The 16,617-nt window shown below is 73.7% G+C and carries 18 protein-coding genes; 12 read left to right on the forward strand and 6 right to left on the reverse strand.

What is annotated here, in order from left to right; genetic code table 11:
• Positions 1 to 21: 21 nt before the first annotated feature.
• From ACGF12_RS28390 to ACGF12_RS28410, 5 genes are read left to right on the forward strand one after another with little or no spacing between them, the layout of a single operon-like run.
• Positions 22 to 534, forward strand: coding sequence for an urease subunit beta (locus ACGF12_RS28390; protein WP_393035885.1), 513 nt, complete (start codon positions 22 to 24; stop codon positions 532 to 534).
• Entirely contained in the window at positions 534 to 2,258 is a 1,725-nt protein-coding gene (ureC, locus tag ACGF12_RS28395; protein ID WP_393035888.1) for an urease subunit alpha, read from the forward strand. Before ACGF12_RS28390 ends, ureC begins: the two co-directional genes overlap by 1 nt.
• A complete protein-coding gene (locus tag ACGF12_RS28400) occupies positions 2,255 to 3,025 on the forward strand; it encodes an urease accessory protein UreF (protein WP_393035891.1) in 771 nt (256 codons plus the stop codon). Before ureC ends, ACGF12_RS28400 begins: the two co-directional genes overlap by 4 nt.
• Positions 3,026 to 3,065: 40 nt before the next feature.
• Positions 3,066 to 3,686 carry an urease accessory protein UreG gene (ureG, locus tag ACGF12_RS28405; RefSeq protein ID WP_393035894.1) on the forward strand — a complete coding sequence of 207 codons (621 nt, stop codon included), beginning with the start codon at positions 3,066 to 3,068 and terminating at the stop codon, positions 3,684 to 3,686.
• Between the two features lie 5 nt (positions 3,687 to 3,691).
• Positions 3,692 to 4,651 (forward strand): urease accessory protein UreD, encoded by a 960-nt coding sequence (locus tag ACGF12_RS28410; RefSeq protein ID WP_393035944.1) that lies wholly within the window; start codon positions 3,692 to 3,694, stop codon positions 4,649 to 4,651.
• Here the strand turns inward: ACGF12_RS28410 and ACGF12_RS28415 are convergent.
• Complete coding sequence (locus tag ACGF12_RS28415) at positions 4,648 to 5,115, reverse strand: MarR family winged helix-turn-helix transcriptional regulator (protein ID WP_393035897.1); 468 nt, start codon at positions 5,113 to 5,115, stop codon at positions 4,648 to 4,650. The two genes, ACGF12_RS28410 and ACGF12_RS28415, sit on opposite strands and share 4 nt — an antisense overlap.
• 70 nt (positions 5,116 to 5,185) lie before the next feature.
• On the opposite strand from ACGF12_RS28415, the gene ACGF12_RS28420 reads away from it, so the two are divergent.
• Genes ACGF12_RS28420 through ACGF12_RS28430 form a run of 3 tightly spaced genes read left to right on the forward strand, consistent with a single transcriptional unit; the run spans position 5,186 to position 7,058 of the window.
• The gene (locus ACGF12_RS28420; protein ID WP_393035899.1) at positions 5,186 to 6,055 is read left to right on the forward strand and encodes an NmrA/HSCARG family protein; all 870 of its coding nucleotides are present in this window, start codon (positions 5,186 to 5,188) and stop codon (positions 6,053 to 6,055) included.
• A gap of 45 nt (positions 6,056 to 6,100) precedes the next feature.
• Positions 6,101 to 6,751, forward strand: a complete 651-nt coding sequence (locus ACGF12_RS28425) for a DUF2867 domain-containing protein (protein ID WP_393035902.1) — start codon at positions 6,101 to 6,103, stop codon at positions 6,749 to 6,751.
• Positions 6,708 to 7,058, forward strand: coding sequence for a hypothetical protein (locus tag ACGF12_RS28430; protein ID WP_393035905.1), 351 nt, complete (start codon positions 6,708 to 6,710; stop codon positions 7,056 to 7,058). The genes ACGF12_RS28425 and ACGF12_RS28430 overlap by 44 nt, the downstream gene beginning before the upstream one ends.
• Before the next feature lie 11 nt (positions 7,059 to 7,069).
• Here ACGF12_RS28430 and ACGF12_RS28435 read toward each other — a convergent pair whose 3' ends face one another.
• Both ACGF12_RS28435 and ACGF12_RS28440 read right to left on the reverse strand, forming a co-directional pair.
• Positions 7,070 to 7,516 carry a protein phosphatase gene (locus ACGF12_RS28435; protein WP_393035908.1) on the reverse strand — a complete coding sequence of 149 codons (447 nt, stop codon included), beginning with the start codon at positions 7,514 to 7,516 and terminating at the stop codon, positions 7,070 to 7,072.
• Positions 7,517 to 7,555: 39 nt separating this feature from the next.
• The gene (locus ACGF12_RS28440) at positions 7,556 to 8,887 is read right to left on the reverse strand and encodes a LuxR C-terminal-related transcriptional regulator (protein WP_393035911.1); all 1,332 of its coding nucleotides are present in this window, start codon (positions 8,885 to 8,887) and stop codon (positions 7,556 to 7,558) included.
• Between the two features lie 149 nt (positions 8,888 to 9,036).
• Here ACGF12_RS28440 and ACGF12_RS28445 point away from each other — a divergent pair, with 149 nt between their 5' ends.
• Entirely contained in the window at positions 9,037 to 9,966 is a 930-nt protein-coding gene (locus ACGF12_RS28445) for an NADP-dependent oxidoreductase (protein WP_393035914.1), read from the forward strand.
• 61 nt (positions 9,967 to 10,027) lie between these two features.
• On the forward strand, positions 10,028 to 10,804 hold the full coding sequence (locus ACGF12_RS28450) for an SDR family NAD(P)-dependent oxidoreductase (protein WP_393035917.1): 777 nt from the start codon (positions 10,028 to 10,030) through the stop codon (positions 10,802 to 10,804).
• Positions 10,805 to 10,842: 38 nt separating this feature from the next.
• On the opposite strand, the gene ACGF12_RS28455 is transcribed toward ACGF12_RS28450, so the two are convergent.
• Positions 10,843 to 11,736 (reverse strand): NAD(P)-dependent oxidoreductase, encoded by an 894-nt coding sequence (locus ACGF12_RS28455; RefSeq protein WP_393035920.1) that lies wholly within the window; start codon positions 11,734 to 11,736, stop codon positions 10,843 to 10,845.
• 70 nt (positions 11,737 to 11,806) lie between these two features.
• On the opposite strand from ACGF12_RS28455, the gene ACGF12_RS28460 reads away from it, so the two are divergent.
• Both ACGF12_RS28460 and ACGF12_RS28465 read left to right on the forward strand, forming a co-directional pair.
• Positions 11,807 to 12,241, forward strand: coding sequence for a MerR family transcriptional regulator (locus ACGF12_RS28460; RefSeq protein ID WP_393035923.1), 435 nt, complete (start codon positions 11,807 to 11,809; stop codon positions 12,239 to 12,241).
• A 4-nt stretch (positions 12,242 to 12,245) separates the two neighbouring features.
• Positions 12,246 to 13,022, forward strand: coding sequence for a GNAT family N-acetyltransferase (locus ACGF12_RS28465; protein WP_393035926.1), 777 nt, complete (start codon positions 12,246 to 12,248; stop codon positions 13,020 to 13,022).
• Positions 13,023 to 13,087: 65 nt separating this feature from the next.
• Here ACGF12_RS28465 and ACGF12_RS28470 read toward each other — a convergent pair whose 3' ends face one another.
• The gene (locus ACGF12_RS28470; protein ID WP_393035929.1) at positions 13,088 to 14,896 is read right to left on the reverse strand and encodes a hypothetical protein; all 1,809 of its coding nucleotides are present in this window, start codon (positions 14,894 to 14,896) and stop codon (positions 13,088 to 13,090) included.
• Positions 14,897 to 15,191: 295 nt separating this feature from the next.
• Positions 15,192 to 16,370 carry a PP2C family protein-serine/threonine phosphatase gene (locus ACGF12_RS28475; RefSeq protein ID WP_393035932.1) on the reverse strand — a complete coding sequence of 393 codons (1,179 nt, stop codon included), beginning with the start codon at positions 16,368 to 16,370 and terminating at the stop codon, positions 15,192 to 15,194.
• Between the last annotated feature and the right edge of the window lie 247 nt (positions 16,371 to 16,617).

A 16,617-nucleotide genomic window follows, 5' to 3' on the forward strand; every position in this document is an offset into this window, starting at 1 on the left:
CGGCAGAGAGGAAGGCCAGCCATGTCTGGTGGCGCCACATACCTGTACGGCGACGACCCGGTGGAGATCAACGCCGGCCGCGCGAAGGCCGTCATCACGGTCAGCAACACGGGCGACCGGGCGATCCAGGTCGGTTCCCACTACCACTTCTTCGAGGCCAACCGCGCCCTCGACTTCGACCGCAACGCGGCCTTCGGCAAGCACCTCGACATCCCGGCGGGCACCGCCGTCCGCTTCGAGCCCGGTGACACCAAGGACGTCACGCTCGCCGAGTTCGGCGGCCACCGCCGTCTGGTCGGCTTCAGCAACCTCGTGGACGGCGGCACCACCGCGCCCGCCACCCGCGCCCGCGCCATCGACCGGGCGATCGCCCTCGGCTTCAAGGGCACCAACCTCGACCTCAAGGAAGACCACCCCCGCGCGGACTTCCACGCCGACAGCCGCGAGGACCGAGAGAACCACGAGAACCGCGCGAGCACCGAGAACCACGAGAGCACCGAGAACCGCGCGAACCGCAAGGAAGGCGACCGCTGATGGCCATCCTGTCCCGCAAGCAGTACACCGACCTCTTCGGCCCCACCGTCGGCGACCGCTTCCACCTCGCCGACACCAACCTGGTGGTCGAGATCGAGCAGGACCACAACCAGGGCCATTACGGCGACGAGGCCGTCTACGGCGGCGGCAAGGGCATCCGCGACGGCATGGCCCAGGACCCGGCCGCCACCTCCGTGCAGGGCGCGCTCGACCTGGTCATCACCAACGTGATCGTCATGGACCCGGTGCTCGGCGTCGTCAAGGGCGACATCGGCGTCAAGGACGGCTTCATCACCGCCGTCGGCAAGGCCGGCAACCCGCACACCCAGAGCGGGGTGCACCCCCGGCTGGTGATCGGCCCCGGCACCGAGGTGATCTCCGGCGAGCACCTGATCGCCACCGCCGGCGGCATCGACACCCACATCCACTTCATCGCCCCGCAGCAGGTCCAGGAGGCGCTGAGCAACGGCATCACCACCCTGATCGGCGGCGGCACCGGCCCGTCCGACGGCACCAACGGCACCACCTGCACCCCCGGCCCGTGGAACATCGGGCGGATGTACCAGGCGGTCGAGGACCTCCCGGTCAACGTCGGTCTGCTCGGCAAGGGCAACGGCTCGCTGCCGGGCGCGCTGCGCGAGCAGGTCGAGGCGGGCGTGTGCGGCCTGAAGGTGCACGAGGACTGGGGCAGCACCCCGGCCGCGATCGACAGCGCGCTGGGCGTCGCCGACGAGTACGACGTGCAGGTGGCCATCCACACCGACACCCTGAACGAGTCCGGCTACTTCGAGGACACCCTCTCCGCGATCGACGGCCGCACCATCCACACCTTCCACACCGAGGGCGCGGGCGGCGGCCACGCCCCCGACATCATGCGGATCGCCGGCGAGCCCAACGTGCTGCCGTCCTCCACCAACCCGACGCTGCCCTACACCGTCAACTCGGTGGACGAGCTGCTGGACATGGTGATGGTCTGCCACCACCTCAGCCACGACATCCCCGAGGACGTCTCCTTCGCCGACTCCCGGGTGCGCGCCGAGACCATCGCCGCCGAGACCGTGCTGCACGACGAGGGCGTGATCTCGATCTTCTCCTCCGACTCGCAGGCCATGGGCCGGATCGGGGAGTCCTTCACCCGCGCCTTCCAGACCGCCCACCACTGCAAGGAGCAGCGCGGCAAGCTGGCCGGCGACACCGAGCGCAACGACAACTTCCGCGTCCTGCGCTACCTCGCCAAGCTCACCGTCAACCCGGCCGTCGCCTCCGGCACCGCCGACCACATCGGCTCGCTGGAGCCCGGCAAGCTGGCCGACATCGTGCTCTGGCCGATCAACTCCTTCGCCGCCAAGCCCAAGATGGTCATCAAGGGCGGCGTGATCAACTGGGCCCTGATGGGCGACCCGAACGCCTCGCTGCCCACCCCGCAGCCGGTCTACTACCGCCCGATGTTCGGCGCGTACGGGCGGGCCAAGCAGGCCACCCGGGTCTCGTTCATGTCCCAGGCCGCCGTGGACCTCGGGGTCCCGGCCCAACTCGGGCTGGACAGCCGGGTGTTGCCGGTGCGGAGGTGTCGCTCGGTGGGCAAGCAGCACATGGTGCGCAACGACGCGCTGCCGAAGATCGCGGTCGACCCGGAGACGTACAAGGTCACCCTGGACGGCGAACCGGCCACCATCGAGCCCGCCCGTGAGCTGCCGCTCAACCACCTGTTCTACCTCGCATGAGCATCACCTCGGGCTCGCGCTCGGACCCGGAGTCGGTCTCGGAGTCGGTCTCGGAGTCGGTCCCGGTCCCGTTCTCGGGCAACGGACTGGACGCCCTGCTGGTCAGCCTCCAGCTGACCGACTCCGCCTTCCCCAGCGGCTTCTACACCCTCTCGCACGGACTGGAGGGCTACGCCCAGGCCAAGGCCGTCACCCCGGACACCATGCCCGAGCTGCTCGCCGACCTGCTGCGGCACAGCGTCGGACCGTCCGACGCCACGGCACTGGCGCTGGCCCACCGGGCCGCCTCGGCCGGGGACTGGCCGCTGCTGGCCGAGACCGACCAGCGGCTGCACGCCACCAAGCTCAACCGCGAGCTGCGGCTGGCCGCCACCCGTACCGGGCGCCAACTCCTGGACATCGCCCGGGAGTCGGTGGGCGGCGAGCCGCTGGAGCGGTACGCCGAACTGGTGGCCGCCAAGCGGGCCCCCGGCTGCCAGGCGGTGGCGGCCGGGGTCGTCTACGCCTCGGCCGCCGTCCCCGTCGAACAGGCTGTCGCCGGCGACCTGTTCGCCTTCTGCACCAGCTTCGTCGGCGCCGCGTTGCGGCTGCGGCTGACCGACCACCGCAAGGCGCAGGTGGTGCTGCGGGCCGTGGCGCCGGTGATCCGGGAGGTGGTGGCGGCCGCCCTGGTGCGGGAGCCGGCCGACCTCGGCGGCTGCGTGCCGGTCGCGGACGCGATGTCCGGGCGGCACGAGCGGGCCGAGGCCCGGCTGTTCGCGAGCTGAACCCCCTTCGTACACAAGCAAGCAGAGGAGACCAGACAGCATGACCGAGAACGTGCTCCGGGTGGGCGTCGGCGGCCCGGTCGGCTCCGGCAAGACGGCGCTGATCGAGGCGCTCGTCCCGGTGCTGATCGCGCGCGGCCACCGCCCGGCGGTCATCACCAACGACATCTACACCCAGGAGGACGCCCAGCACGTGCGCCGCACCCTCGCCGGGGTGCTCGACCCGGAGCGGGTGGTCGGCGTGGAGACCGGCGCCTGCCCACACACCGCCGTACGGGACGACCCGACGATGAACCTGGCGGCCGGGGCCGAGATGCTGGAGCGCTTCCCGGACGTCGACACCCTGTTGTACGAGTCCGGCGGCGACAACCTGACCCTGACCTTCAGCCCGGTGCTGGTCGACCTCTTCCTGTTCGTCCTGGACACCGCCGAGGGCGAGAAGATGCCCCGCAAGCGCGGCCCGGGCATCACCGAGTCGGAGCTGCTGGTCATCAACAAGATCGACATCGCCCAGTACGTCCGCGCCGACCTCGGCATCATGGAGTCCGACGCCCGGCGGGTCCGGGAGGGCGGGCCGGTGGTGCTCACCAACTGCCTGACGGGGGAGGGCCTGGAGGAGATCGCGAGCTTCCTGGAGACCTTCCGGAAGGTCCCGGCGTGACCGTCCTGGCGGAGGGGTCGGCGCCCCCGCAGGGGCCGGTGCCCCGGCTCGACCCCCGCCACTACGAGCCGGCCCGTGTCCCGTACGAGGTCCGCCGGCACGCCGGGACGCCCGACACCCTCGCGGTCGGGCGCCCCGGCAAGGTCGGGCTGCTGGAGCTGACCTTCGAGCGGATCGGCGGACGCACCGAACTCACCGGCCACTACCAGAAGTCGCCGCTGCAGATCATGCGCCCGCTCTACTTCGACCCGGCCCGCCCGGACCTCGCCGTCACCTTCCTGATGTCCACCGGCGGCGGCATCCTGCAGGCCGACCGGCTGCGCACGGACATCCGCTGCGGCGCCGACACGGCGGTGCACCTGACCACCCAGGCGGCCACCAAGGTCTACCGGATGGAGCACGACTACGCGACCCAGCTCGTCAACCTCTCGGCCGGGCCGGGCTCCTACGTCGAGTACCTGCCCGAGCCGGTGATCCCCTTCGTCGACTCGCGGTTCTACCAGCGGACGGTGCTGACCGTGGACGCCGGTGCGACCGTCGTCGCCGGGGAGAGCCTGCTTGCCGGCCGGCTCGCCCGGGGCGAGCGGAACGCCTACCAGGTGTTCGCGTCGGACCTCGAAGTGCGGCGGCCGGACGGGGAGTTGGTGGCCCTGGACACGGTGCGGCTGGAGCCCGCGGGCGGCGGCGTCGCCGGTCCGGCCGTGCTCGGCGGGCACGATGTGATGTCCAGCCTGTACGTGCTCAGCCCGCTCGCCCCGGCGGCGCGGATCGCGGACGTGCTGCACGAGGCGCTGGCCGACCGCGGCCTGCTGTACGGGGTCAGCGTGCTGCCGCAGGACGGCGGCGCCTGGCTGCGGCTGCTCGGCTCGGACTCCCGGGCCTGCGCGGCCGCGCTGCGGACGGCGTGGGACGCGGTGCGGCGGCTGCTGATCGGGGTTCCGGCGCCGGAACTGCGGAAGACCTAGAGGTCCTTGTCGGCGAGGCGGGCGATCTGCCGGTGGCTGAGGTCCACCGTGCGGTTCATGTGCTTGAGCAGGAAGGCGAGTTCGTCCTCGCTGTCCTCGGCGAAGATCGCCACCCAGCCGGTGCTGAGGGCGCGCCACACCTCCCCGAAGCGCTCCAGCGCCTCGGGGAGGACGGCCACCAGCACCCGGCGGCGGTCCGCCTCGTCCCGCTGCCGGGCCACCAGGCCCGCCTTCTCCAGCCGGTCGACCAGCCGGGTCGCCGAGCCGCTGGTGAGGCCGGTCAGCTCGGCGATCCGTCCGGTGGTGACCGGTCCGTCCTCCAGGGTGAGCAGGTTCAGGCACTGGACGTCGGTCGGGTGCATGCCGAGGTGGTCGGCGACGGCCTGGTTGAACAGCACGTAGGAGGCCAGGTAGCGGCGCGAGACCGGCCACAGCTGCGCCATCAGTTCGTCGCGGGTGGTCATGGGGGGAAGGGTAGCCGGGTTCCCGATAAATAGTTGCGCGACGCAGGCGTCCCTCTCTATTTTTATCTGCATGACGCAGATAACTGAGCTTCCTGTCGCCGTCACGGGTGCCACCGGCGCCCAGGGCGGAGCCACCGCCCGCGCACTGCTGCGCGCGGGCCGTCCCGTCCGGGCGCTGACCCGTGCCGTCGACTCCCCGGCCGCCCGTGAACTCTCCGCCCTCGGCGCCGACCTGGTGCGCGCCGACTTCGACGACCCGGCCTCGCTGGCCGCCGCCCTTGACGGCGCGGGCGCGCTGTTCGCGATGTCCACCCCGTTCGGGACGGAGCTCGACACCGAGGTCCGCCAGGGCATCGCCCTGCTCGACGCGGCGGCCGCCGCCGGCGTACGGCACGTGGTCTTCACCTCCGCCACCAACGCCGACCGCTCCACCGGCATCCCGCACTTCGACACCAAGCAGCGCATCGAACAGCACCTCGCCGGCCTGGACCTGCCCTGGACCGTCATCGGCCCGGCGGCCTTCCTCGACAACTACGCCAACGACTGGACCCTCCAGTCCCTCCGCGAGGGCGTCTACCACCTCCCCATGCCGCCCGGAGTCCCCCTCCCGGTGATCGCCGCCGAGACCATCGGTGCCTTCGCCGCCCACGTCCTCACCCACCCCGAGGCCTACACCGGCCGACGCATCGACATCGCCTCCCAGTGGTGCACCGGCGAGCAGATCGCCGCCGCCATCGCCGCCGCGAGCGGCCGCCCGATCCGCTGCGAGGAGGTGCCGCTCGCCGTCGTCGAGACCTACTCCGAGGACCTGGCCGCGATGTTCCGCTACTTCCAGGAGCCCGGCCTCGACGTCGACACCGCGGCCCTGCACGCCGCCCACCCGGGAATCCGCTGGCAGACGGTGGAGGAGTGGGCGGCCGAGCAGCCCTGGGAGCGGTGACCGGATAAGGAGGTCTAGCCTCGTCCGGTGAAGGGGGTGGCCATCATGCGGCTTCCACGTGCAGCACACGCCCGACAGCCCTGGCGGATCCACGAGTTCGCCGGGGACTTCCGGATCGAGGACGTCTGGTCCTACCGCACCCCGGGCGCAGGCCCGGACGACTTCCCCCTGGTGCTCGCCGCCGTCCGCGCCGACCGCGGACCCTCCGCCCAGGACCTCCCGGCCCGCATCCTCTTCGCCGTCCGCTGGAAACTCGGCGCCCTCCTCGGCTGGGACGACCCCGCCACCGGCCTCGGCAGCCGCGTCCCATCCCTGCGCGAGCGCCTGCCGCAGGACCTCCGCGACACCGTCGACCCCGTCGGCTCGCCACTCACCCCGGTGTACCGCACCAACACCGAGTACGTCGCCGAGATCGCCAACCGCACCGTCCACGGCCTGATGCACCTCGGCTGGGTCCCCCTCGCCGGGGGCGGCCACGAGCTGCGGATGGCCGTCCTGGTCAAGCCCAACGGCTGGCTCGGCCGCCGCTACATGGACCTCATCGCACCGTTCCGCCACTACGTCGTCTACCCGGGCATGACCCGCCAGTTCGAGCGCGGCTGGCGGGACCGCGCCCTGCTGGTCCCCGGGGCCGGGGGCGTATCGTCGCGGGGTGGCACAGAGGACACCGCGCAGCATCCGCGTCGACGGCCGTGACTACCGCTGGGTGGTCCGCTTCCGCGACGGCGAACACGTGGTCGTGCGCGTCTGGCTCGACGGCGAGGGCGGGCCGTTCCGGCCTCTCGTCGTGACCCGGCGCTTCGACGACCCGTGGCTGCACTACGGGGTGCTGCTGACGGCCCCGCCCGAGCGGATCGCCGAGGTGTTCCAGCTGGAACCCGTCACCCCGGCGCTCACTGCCGACCTCGTCCGCTCGGGCCTGGCCGCCGGGTGGCGGCCGGAGGAGACGGGGGCGGAGCTGCGCTTCACGATGACGGGGGACTCGCTCGTCCGGGAGGCGTGAGCGAACCCGGGTCAGCCGCTCCAGCGCTCGACGAACTTGCGTTGCCAGGGCGTCTCCACCGCGTGCGGGCTGTAGTGCTCCCGGACGTACGCGACGGCCTCCGCTGCCGGGACGCCGTCGAGGATGGCGATGCAGGCGAGCGCGGTGCCGGTGCGGCCGCGGCCGCCGGCGCAGGCGAGTTCGACGCGGTCGACGGCGCAGCGTGACCAGGCCTCGCGGAAGGCGGCGGCCGCGTCGGCGCGGTCGGAGGGCAGCCGGAAGTCGGGCCAGCGGACCCAGCGGGTCTGCCAGTCGAGGGCCTTGGGCGGGCGGCCCAGCAGGTAGACACCGAAGGTGGGTCGGGGGCCGGGCGGCAGGGGGTTGCTCAGGCCGCGGCCGCGCAGCAGGCGGCCGGAGGGCAGGCGGAGTACGCCGGGGGCGGCGGGGTCCCAGGCGGTGGGCGGCGGCTGGTCGGTCATGCCGTCTGATCTATCAGATTCCGGGGTGGCCCAAGAGCTTCACGACGCCACGTGCAGCCGCGGCGCCCCCGGCAGGCCCGCCCGGTGGGCGAGGGCGGCCGCCTCGCCGCGGGAGGCGACGCCCAACTTGGCCAGGATGTTGGCCACATGGAACTTCACCGTGGACTCGCTGATGTGCAGTGCGGCGGCGATGTCCCGGTTGCGGCGGCCCTGGGCCAGCTGGTCGAGGACCTCCAGCTCGCGCGGCTGGAGCCCGTCCAGCGGGTCGGTGGCCACCGTGGGCGAGGGCAGGGCGAGCGGCAGGTCGACGGTGACGGTGGTGCCCCAGCCGGGGACGGCCTCGACGGTGTGGTGGCCGCCGAGGGCGGCGATCCGGTCGGCGGTGCGGTGGACGGTCAGGGCGTCGGTGGCGAGTAGGCCGAGGCCGTCGTCGCGGACCACGGCGCGCAGCGAACCGCCGACCGTGAACTGCCAACTCACGTGCAGTCGGGTCGGTTTGTCCTGTTCCAGCATCAGCAGGACGGCGGCCCGGACGGCGTCGCGCGCGGTGTGCGCGGTGTCCGCCGGGACGGACCGGGTGGCGTCCGACGGCGGAGCGAGGTCGAGCCGGACCCGGGTGTGCCGCAGCAGCGGGCGCAGTTCGCGGGCGAGCCGGGCGAAGGCGGCGTCGGCGGGCTCCTCGCTGAGCGTGCGGTCCAGGTCGGCGCCCCGGCGCAGGTCGAGCAGGGCGGTGACGGCCAGCTCGGCGGCGGCGCGGCGGGCGGCCGCGTCGTCCAGGTCGGCCGAGCGCAGCGGTGCCAGGATCGCGCTCAGCGCGGCGCTGTGGGTGCCGGTGAACTCGGCGATGGCGCGGGCGCGGGCGTTGGCGGCGGCGCGGGAGACCGCCGCGCGGCCGGGGTCGGCGTCGGTGGCGCGGTGGTCGGAGTGGGTGATCACCAGATCGCACAGCTGCTGGAGGACGGCGAGCGCGCCCGGGGCCACCGGCTCGTCCCTCGCCCGGACGAGGACCAGGACCGCGCCCTTGCCGTCGCCCGGCGCCGCCGAGACCACCACCACCGGCCGGCTGCGGCCCGCGAGTTCGGCCTCGCCCTGCCAGGGGTTGCCGGTCGCGGTCGTCGCGGCCGCGCGGTCGGCCAGCTGGGCCAGCTCCAGGCCGCTGATGCCCTCGGTCAGCTCGGGCGGGCCGTAGCTGTGGGTGGGCGAGTAGGTGCAGATGCCGCTGAGGTGCGCGATCGCCGCGTGTGGGACCAGGGTGGCGATTACCTCAGACAGTCGCAGCATGACATCCGGCCGGGGTGCGCGCAGCACCTCGACGGCCCGCGCCAGCGCGTCCTCGGGGCGGCCCCAGTGTTCCTGCCACGTCTCGTCCATGCCGTCCAGCCTAGTCCGGGAGCCGATGCCGGCCGCCCGTCCGTTCGGCCAGGTCGAACTGTCCGAACGGCTGGCCGGGCGTCCGCTGCCCCCGCCGCAGGATGGAGCTGCCGGAAGCATTCAACTCACCGAAACCTCAAGGATCTTCCATGACCAAGGCGATTGCCTTCCCGCAGTACGGCGGCGCGGACGTGCTGCGCTCGATCGACATCGAACTGCCCGCCCCCGGCCCCGGCCAGGTGCGGGTCGCGGTCCGCGCGGTGGGCGTCAACCCGCTGGACCACAAGGTGCGCAGCGGTGAGCTGGCCGGGTTCTTCCCGGTCACCTTCCCCGCCGTGCCCGGCTACGAGCTGTCCGGCGTGGTGGAGGCGGTCGGCGCCGAGGTGACCGGCTTCGCGCCCGGCGACGAGGTGTTCGGCGCCCTGATGGGCGGCGGCTACGCCGAGCACGCGCTGGTGGCCGCGGACCAGCTGGTGGCCAAGCCCGCCACGCTCGGCTGGGAGGAGGCCGCAGCGATCCCGGTGGCCGCCGAGACCTCCGAGCGCGTCCTCGGCCTGCTCGGCGTGCGGGCCGGCCAGACGCTGCTGGTGCACGGCGCAGCGGGCGGGGTCGGCACTCTGCTGCTGCAGTTCGCCCGGGAGCGCGGGATCACCGTGGTCGGCACCGCGAGCGAGGCCAACCACGCCCATCTGCGCGAGCTGGGCGCGATCCCGGTGACGTACGGCGAGGGCCTGGCCGAGCGGGTGCGGGCGGCCGCCCCGGGCGGGGTGGACCGGGCGCTGGACGCGGCCGGGCGGGGCGGGGTGCTGCCGCTGTCGGTCGAGCTGACGGGCAGTGCGGACCGGGTGCTGACGATCGCCGACATCCCGGGCGCGCAGGAACACGGCATCCGCTTCTCCGGCGGCGCCGAGGGCGTCGAGTCCTACCACCGGCGCGGCTACGCCGCCGCGCTCGCCCTGCACGAGGCGGGCACCCTGCGGCTGCCGTTGCACCGGGTGTTCCCGCTGGCGGAGGCGGCCGAGGCGCAGCGGGTCAGCGAGCGCGGGCACCTGCGCGGCAAGATCGTCCTCACGGTCTGACCGAACACGGGATCGTTGTGGAAGCCCGGTTTCCGGCCCCTTGCTCGGTAGAGTCCCGCCCATGGTGACTCTGAACGCGGCGGGGCGGCTGGCCGGGCGCTCGTGCGTGGTGACCGGGGCGGCCAGTGGCATCGGCAGGGCCGTGGCCGAGCGGTTCGTGCGGGAGGGCGCGTCGGTGGTCGCCACCGATGTGGACGCCGAGGGGCTGCGCCGGCTGGCGGAGCAACTGCCGGGCGCCGTCAGCACGGTGGTGGGCGACGTGTCCCGGGACGGGGACGCCCGGCGGATGGTCGACGCGGCCGTCGAGCGGTACGGGCGGCTGGACGTGCTGGTGGCCAACGCCGGGGTGATCCCGCTGATGGAGATCACCGAGGCCACCGCCGAGGACTGGGACCAGGTGATGGCCGTCGACGGCCGGGGCATGTTCCTCACCTGCAAGTACGCGATCCGGGCGATGACCGCGCAGGAGCGGCCCGGCGGCTCGATCGTGTGCCTGTCCTCGATCTCCGGCGAGGCCGGCCAGCGCGGCCAGGCGGTGTACGGGCCCGCCAAGTTCGTCGCCTCCGGGCTGACCAAGCACCTCGCCGTCGAGTGGGCCGACCGCGGGATCAGGGTCAACGCCGTCGCCCCCGGCACCATCTCCACCGAGCGGGTGGCCCGGTTGCGGGACGAGCCCGGCGGGCCCGAGTACCTGGAGGCGATCGAGAAGCTGCACCCGATGGGGCGGCTCGGCGACCCGGCCGAGGTCGCGGCCGCTGTCCTCTTCCTCGCCTCGGACGACGCTTCCTTCATCACCGGGGCGGTGCTGCCGGTCGACGGCGGGTACCTGGCGCAGTAGGGCACCTGGAGCGTGAACGGCGGGGCCGTGTCCGACAGTTAGCGGCCGAGCAACTCGACCAGGGCCGACACCCCGTCCGCGCCGTGCCCCGCCGTCACCGCCCGCCGGGTGAGTGCGAGTGCGGCGTCCAGGACGGAGGTGTCCAGGCCGCGGGTGCGGGCGGTGTGGGCGACGTGCTCCAGCCCGGCCGCGGCGGAGGCCACGTTGCTGCGGTCGCCCGGGTGGTGGCGGTCGTCCGCGCGCCGGGCGAAGTCCTCGATCAGCGGCGGCAGCAGGCGTGGCAACCCCTGGGCGTACGGGGCGAGTTCGGCGCCGCTGATGCCCTCGGCGCGGGCCAGTGCCAGGGCGTGGAGGCAGCCGTGCACGGTGGTCCAGAACAGGTCCAGCAGCGCCGCGTCGAAGGCCGCCGCCCGCCCCGGGTCCGCGCCCACGTGGCGTACGGTGCCCAGGGCCCGGAGCGTCGCCTCGTGGGCGGCGAAGGCCTCCGGGGCGCCGCTGAGCAGGACGGTGCCCTCCGGGCGGCCGATGGTCGGGGTGGGGGTGAGGATCGCGGCGTCGAGGAGCCGGAAGCCCCGGGCCCCGGCGTCGGTGGCGTTGGCCCGGGCGTCCTCCGGTGCGATCGAGGTGGCGTTGACGACGGTGCGGCCGCGCAGCGCCTGCCCGGCGGCATCCAGTACGGTCCGGCCGGCCGGCTGGTCGCGGACGCAGAGCAGGACGAGCGGGGCGTCCGCGACGGCCCCGGCGGCGCTCGCGGCCGGTCGCGCGCCGAGGGCGAGCAGTTCGGTGTCCCGGCCCGGGGTGCGGTTCCAGACGGTGACGGAATGGCCGGCGGCCAGCAGCGCCTCGGCCAGCGCCCGGCCCATCGGGCCCAGGCCGAGGACGGCAACCGCGGTGCGGGCAGGGGAGATTGAGGAAGATCGTTCGTTCGGCACGGCGGTTACGCTAGACCTTCACGCCGGCGGCAGAGTCAAGGCCGTCGGACGGTCGAAGGGAGGTGCCGCGATGCGGATCGGAGAGCTCGCCCGGCGGACGGGGGCCACCCCGCGCGCCCTGCGCTACTACGAGGAGCAGGGGCTGCTCACCCCCGAGCGCCGTCCGAGCGGCTATCGCGAGTACGGCGAGCGGGACGTGGACACCGTCCACGGCATCCGCACCCTGCTCGCGGCCGGCCTCAACAGCGCCGTGATCGCCGAGATCCTCCCGGGCCTGCCGCTGCCGGGGCGCCGCCGCCCCGGTCCGACCTGCCCGGAGCTGCTGAACGGTCTGGCCCGGGAGCGAGCCCGGATCACCCGGCAGCTGGACGAACTCGCGGCCGCGCGGGCGCTGTTGGACGCCATCATGGGCGCGGAGGCGCCGAGCGAGCTGATCCGCAGGCCGAGGGCCGACACGCCGGGACGGAAAACCGGTGGCACGCACCGGCCGGCCGTGCTGGAGTGATCGGATGGATCATGATCAGGTGCTCGCCCTGTTTGACGACCGGATCCGGCGCAACGCGCGGCCCGACGGCCCGGGGGTCCGCGTCGAGCTCGACGGAGCCGTGGTGCGCCAGGTGGGCGGGGAGCACGACTGGAACGGCGTCGTCTGGTCCGGCCTGGACGAGGCCGGGGCGGACGCGGTGATCGCCGCCCAGGTGCGCTACTTCAGCGCACTGGGGCGGGAGTTCGAGTGGAAGACCTACGCCCACGACCGCCCCGCCGACCTCGGGCAGCGGCTGCTGGCGGCCGGGTTCACAGCCGAGCCGGATGAGGCGCTGATGATCGCCCGGATCGCGGACCTGCCGACCGGGCCGGTGCTGCCCGAGGGCGTCCGGCTGGAGGCGGTGACCGACCCGGCCGGGGTGGAGCTCATGGTGGCGGCCCACGAGCAGGCCTTCGGCGCCGACCGGCCCGGCCTGCGGGAGCAGATGCTGGACTCCCTGCGGCACAACTCGGAGACGGTCCTCATGGTCCTCGCGATGGCCGGCGACCAGCCGGTGAGCGCGGCCCGGATGGAGCTGACCCCGGGCACCGGCTTCGCGGGCCTGTGGGGCGGTGGCACGGTGCCCGGCTGGCGCGGCCGCGGCATCTACCGCGCCCTGGTGGCCCACCGGGCCCGCCTCGCCGCCGACCTCGGCTACGAGTACCTCCAGGTCGACGCGAGCGACCAGAGCCGCCCCATCCTGGAGCGTCTCGGCTTCGCGCGGCTGAGCACCACCACGCCGTACGTGTACCAGCCGTAGGAAGCGGCGAGGCCTGGTCCCCGGTGCGGCGGACGCCGGGGGCCAGGCCGTTCGAGTGGGCCGGGTCAGTGGCGCGGGACCGCCACCGCCGTGACCTGCTGCTGTTGCAGGTGGGCCGGGTTGGTGCCGTCGTCGTAGGTGGTCACCGAGGTCGTGTAGTCCGTGGTGCCGCCGATGGTGTTGCCGAAGTAGTCGCCGATGAAGGTGTCGGAGCCCTCGACCGGGGCGTCGAGCTGCGGGTCGAAGGAGTGGGCGCTGAGCCGGAGGTTGTGGCCCAGCGGGTTCAGCGTCGGGTCGTAGAACTGGACGCTGGTGTCCACGCAGTAGTCGGTGGCGCCGTAGGGCGCGCCGGGGTGCTTGGGGTTGGCGGTGTCCAGGGCGAGCCCGGCGGCCTGCGCCTCGGCGGTGCCGGCGGCGGGGCAGGCGAGGCGCCGGTCGTAGAAGGCGACGCTCACCGTGCCGTCGGGGCCGGTGGTCAGGTTGGGCTGGAACTCGTCCACCGGGGCGGCGTTGTCGTTGACCCGGACCGGGTCGCTCCAGCTCGCGCCGCCGTCGTAGGAGGCGGTCAGCAGGACGTTGACCACGCCGGTGGCGTAGTCCTCGTACGCGACGTACAGCGGGTAGTGGCCGTTCACCGGCCGGCTGCCAAGGGTGAAGGTGTCCTCGATGCCGTCGCGGAACGTGGTGTTGGCGTACGAGCCGGGCGGCGGGGTGATGGTGCCGGGCAGGCCGGACACCGTGGACCAGGTCCGGCCGCCGTCGTGCGAGGCGTCCAGGACGATCGCGTCGCAGCAGAACCGGTGCGCCGGGTCGGAGTTGGTGAGGGTGGTGTACACCGTCCCGTCCGGGGCGACGTGCGGCAGCAGGTAGGTGGCGCCCTGCGGGGTGCTCGGCGGCTCGGGCAGCACCTGCGGGGTCGACCAGTCGGTGTGGGTGCCGTCCGGGCGGGCGTCGGCGTACGCGACGTACGGCACCGCCGTCTTGCTGTGGAAGTCCACCCACATGGCGTAGATGCGGTTTAGGTGCGGGCTGTTGGGGTTGGTGTCGATCGCGATCCACTGCTTGTCGGGGCCGTTGCCGATGCTGTCGTAGGTCGCCACGTAGTCCGGGTGGCCGCCGTGGGTGCTCAGCCACTGGGTGGCGGTGGTGGCGCCGTGCGGGCGCACCGAGACCGAGATGACCTGGGACGGGACGGCCGGGTTGGCCTCCTGGGCGGTGCCGGGGACGAAGTCGTGGGAGCCGTCGGCGTCGTAGACGAACTGGTACGGCAGCAGCAGTGAGTAGTAGTTGCCCCAGGTGTCGAAGGCGCCGACCGGGTCGGTGTTGTCGGTCCAGCCCTCGTAGCCGGGGATGTGGCCCTGCACCGGCCAGCTGTGGCCGCCGTCGAAGGACTCGAAGAAGCCGAGCAGGTGGTTGTAACCCTCCGCGCCGGCCACCCACTTGGAGGCGCCGATCAGGTGGCTCGGGTTGGTCGGGTCGACCCGCAGGTCGGACTCCGAGTGCCCCTTGACCAGCATCGGCGTCGCCGCCGGGTACCCCGGGTTGCTGCCGACCTGGGACGCGTACGGGCCCGCCGCGCCGGTGTCCTCACCGGTGGTCGCGCCGCCCGCCGGGCAGGGCGTCATGCCGCTGTAGCCCTCGGCGGGGCCGCTGTCGGTGGTGTACGGCACCTCGGGCCGGAAACAACTCGTCCGGGCGGTGGTGGCCTCGACGTTGCTGACGGCGTCGGCCGCCTGGCTCGCCGCGTACGCGGAGTCGCTCTGGGTGCCCTGGGGCAGGGCCGGGCCCCCGGTCGCGGCGGAGGAGGAGGGGGAGAGGAGGGAGAGGCCGAGCAGCGCCGGGCCGAGCAGCAGGGCGAGTCTGCGATCGCGCAACGGGATGCCTCCTGCGGTCTGGGGGTGAACCTGGGGCAGTGCGTCGGGAGTTGCCCACGGCCACCTGGGGGTCGAGCGGCGCGGGCCCGATGACGGTAGTGAGGGCGAGGTCACGACAACAAGGGCTGGGGAGGGAAGTTGACGACCCGTTTGCCGTCGGTGGGGGAGGTCATGGCGAACGGTGCCGACTTGTCGGAGGGTGCGCCGCCCGGGCCGGGCGTCACCGGCTGGGGGAGGGAGCCGACCGGACGATCGGGCGGTACGGACCAGGGGCGGTCAGGGGGCACGGCGGCGGCTACGGCAGCCGCTCGACCACGACCATCGCCGCGTCGTCGTCCAGCCGCCCGCCGACGTGGGCGAGCAGGTCGCGGCGCAACCGCTGCAGCAGGGCGGCCGGGCGTTCGGCCTGCCAGTCGGTGACCCGGTCGGTGAGCGGGTAGAAGCGGCGCTGGGCGTCGCGGGCCTCGATCACGCCGTCGGTGTAGATCAGCAGCCGGTCGCCGGGGCGGAACGGGAAAGCCTCCACCTCGTATTCCACCGGGGTGAGCTCGCCGAGGCCGAGCGGCGGCGCCGGGTGGGGGGCGACGATGGTGGTGATGCCCTCGGGGCGCAGCAGCAGCGGCGGCGGGTGGCCGCAGTCGATCAGGCGGACCGGCGAGCCGTCGTCGGGGATGTCGAGCAGGACGGCGGTGATGAAGGACTCGCCGCCCTCGTCGGGGGCCTCGTGGACCCCCGGGCGCAGGGACGCACGGGCCAGCCGGGCCTGCCGCGACTGTTCGGCCAGTTGGGCGAGGTCCCAGCAGACGCTGCCGTCCAGGTAGGCGGCGAGGTCCGGCAGGTCGGCGTGCAGGTGGGCGGCGGCGCGGAAGGCGCCGAGCAGCAGGGCGGCGTCGCCGAGCGAGGACAGGCCCTTGCCGCGCACGTCGCCGACCAGCAGCCGGGTGCCGGTGGCGGTGCGGGCGGCCGCGTACAGGTCGCCGCCCACCTGTGCCTCGGCCTCGGCGGCCAGGTAGACGGAGGCCAGGTGCAGCGGCCCGATCCGTTCGGGCAGCGGGCGCAGCAGCACCCGTTGGGCGGCCTCGGAGACCGAGCGGACCCGGGCCAGCTCGCGTTCGTGCCGGTCGCGCAGCACCCGCAGGCCGACGATCAGGGCCGAGACGACGACCTGTGCCCCGAGCTGGGTCTCGATGTTGGCGCTGGTCAGGCCGTCCCGGACGGCGCCGATGAAGGTGAGCGCGCCGAGGGCGAGCAGGGCGACCCCGGCGGTGGCGCGGGCACCCGCGAAGGAGGCGGTGAGGGCGGGGGCGACGATCAGCAGCGGGCCGAGGTGGATCTCCGGCGGGGAGAGGATGTCGACGACGGTGATCAGGATGATCAGCGCGAGCGACAGCGCCGTCAGCACGCGGCGGTCGGGCCGCCAGGCGCGGCGGCGGGCGCGAGGACGCGGCTGTTCGGCACGCTGCCGGAGGGGCACCTTTCCTCTGTACACCGTGGGGGCGGTGGGGCGCACCCCGGGGGGTGTCGGGGGGTGTGCCGGGCGGTGTCGCGGGTGTGGGGGGTGTGCCGGGCGGTGCCGTGGGTGTCGTCGGGGGGTGTGCCGGGCGGTGCCGCGGGCCGGGCTAGCCTCAACGCCGTGTAGATAGAGCCTTGGGCGGTTGCGTCAAGTCGCCTGAAATGGGACGGAGCTCCTGCTAGAACCGTGTCGGCCAAGATCACTGTTC

Origin of the sequence: Kitasatospora sp. NPDC048296 (assembly GCF_043201815.1) — a bacterium.
GTDB lineage: Bacteria > Actinomycetota > Actinomycetes > Streptomycetales > Streptomycetaceae > Kitasatospora.

What these genes read in the sequence shown, in the direction of transcription:
- ACGF12_RS28390 (WP_393035885.1), top strand. Translation starts at nt 22, where the DNA reads ATGTCTGGTGGCGCCACATACCTGTACGGCGACGACCCGGTGGAGATC.
- ureC (WP_393035888.1), top strand. Translation starts at nt 534, where the DNA reads ATGGCCATCCTGTCCCGCAAGCAGTACACCGACCTCTTCGGCCCCACC.
- ACGF12_RS28400 (WP_393035891.1), top strand. Translation starts at nt 2,255, where the DNA reads ATGAGCATCACCTCGGGCTCGCGCTCGGACCCGGAGTCGGTCTCGGAG.
- ureG (WP_393035894.1), top strand. Translation starts at nt 3,066, where the DNA reads ATGACCGAGAACGTGCTCCGGGTGGGCGTCGGCGGCCCGGTCGGCTCC.
- ACGF12_RS28415 (WP_393035897.1), bottom strand. Translation starts at nt 5,115, where the DNA reads ATGACCACCCGCGACGAACTGATGGCGCAGCTGTGGCCGGTCTCGCGC.
- ACGF12_RS28420 (WP_393035899.1), top strand. Translation starts at nt 5,186, where the DNA reads ATGACGCAGATAACTGAGCTTCCTGTCGCCGTCACGGGTGCCACCGGC.
- ACGF12_RS28425 (WP_393035902.1), top strand. Translation starts at nt 6,101, where the DNA reads ATGCGGCTTCCACGTGCAGCACACGCCCGACAGCCCTGGCGGATCCAC.
- ACGF12_RS28435 (WP_393035908.1), bottom strand. Translation starts at nt 7,516, where the DNA reads ATGACCGACCAGCCGCCGCCCACCGCCTGGGACCCCGCCGCCCCCGGC.
- ACGF12_RS28440 (WP_393035911.1), bottom strand. Translation starts at nt 8,887, where the DNA reads ATGGACGAGACGTGGCAGGAACACTGGGGCCGCCCCGAGGACGCGCTG.
- ACGF12_RS28445 (WP_393035914.1), top strand. Translation starts at nt 9,037, where the DNA reads ATGACCAAGGCGATTGCCTTCCCGCAGTACGGCGGCGCGGACGTGCTG.
- ACGF12_RS28450 (WP_393035917.1), top strand. Translation starts at nt 10,028, where the DNA reads ATGGTGACTCTGAACGCGGCGGGGCGGCTGGCCGGGCGCTCGTGCGTG.
- ACGF12_RS28460 (WP_393035923.1), top strand. Translation starts at nt 11,807, where the DNA reads ATGCGGATCGGAGAGCTCGCCCGGCGGACGGGGGCCACCCCGCGCGCC.
- ACGF12_RS28465 (WP_393035926.1), top strand. Translation starts at nt 12,246, where the DNA reads ATGGATCATGATCAGGTGCTCGCCCTGTTTGACGACCGGATCCGGCGC.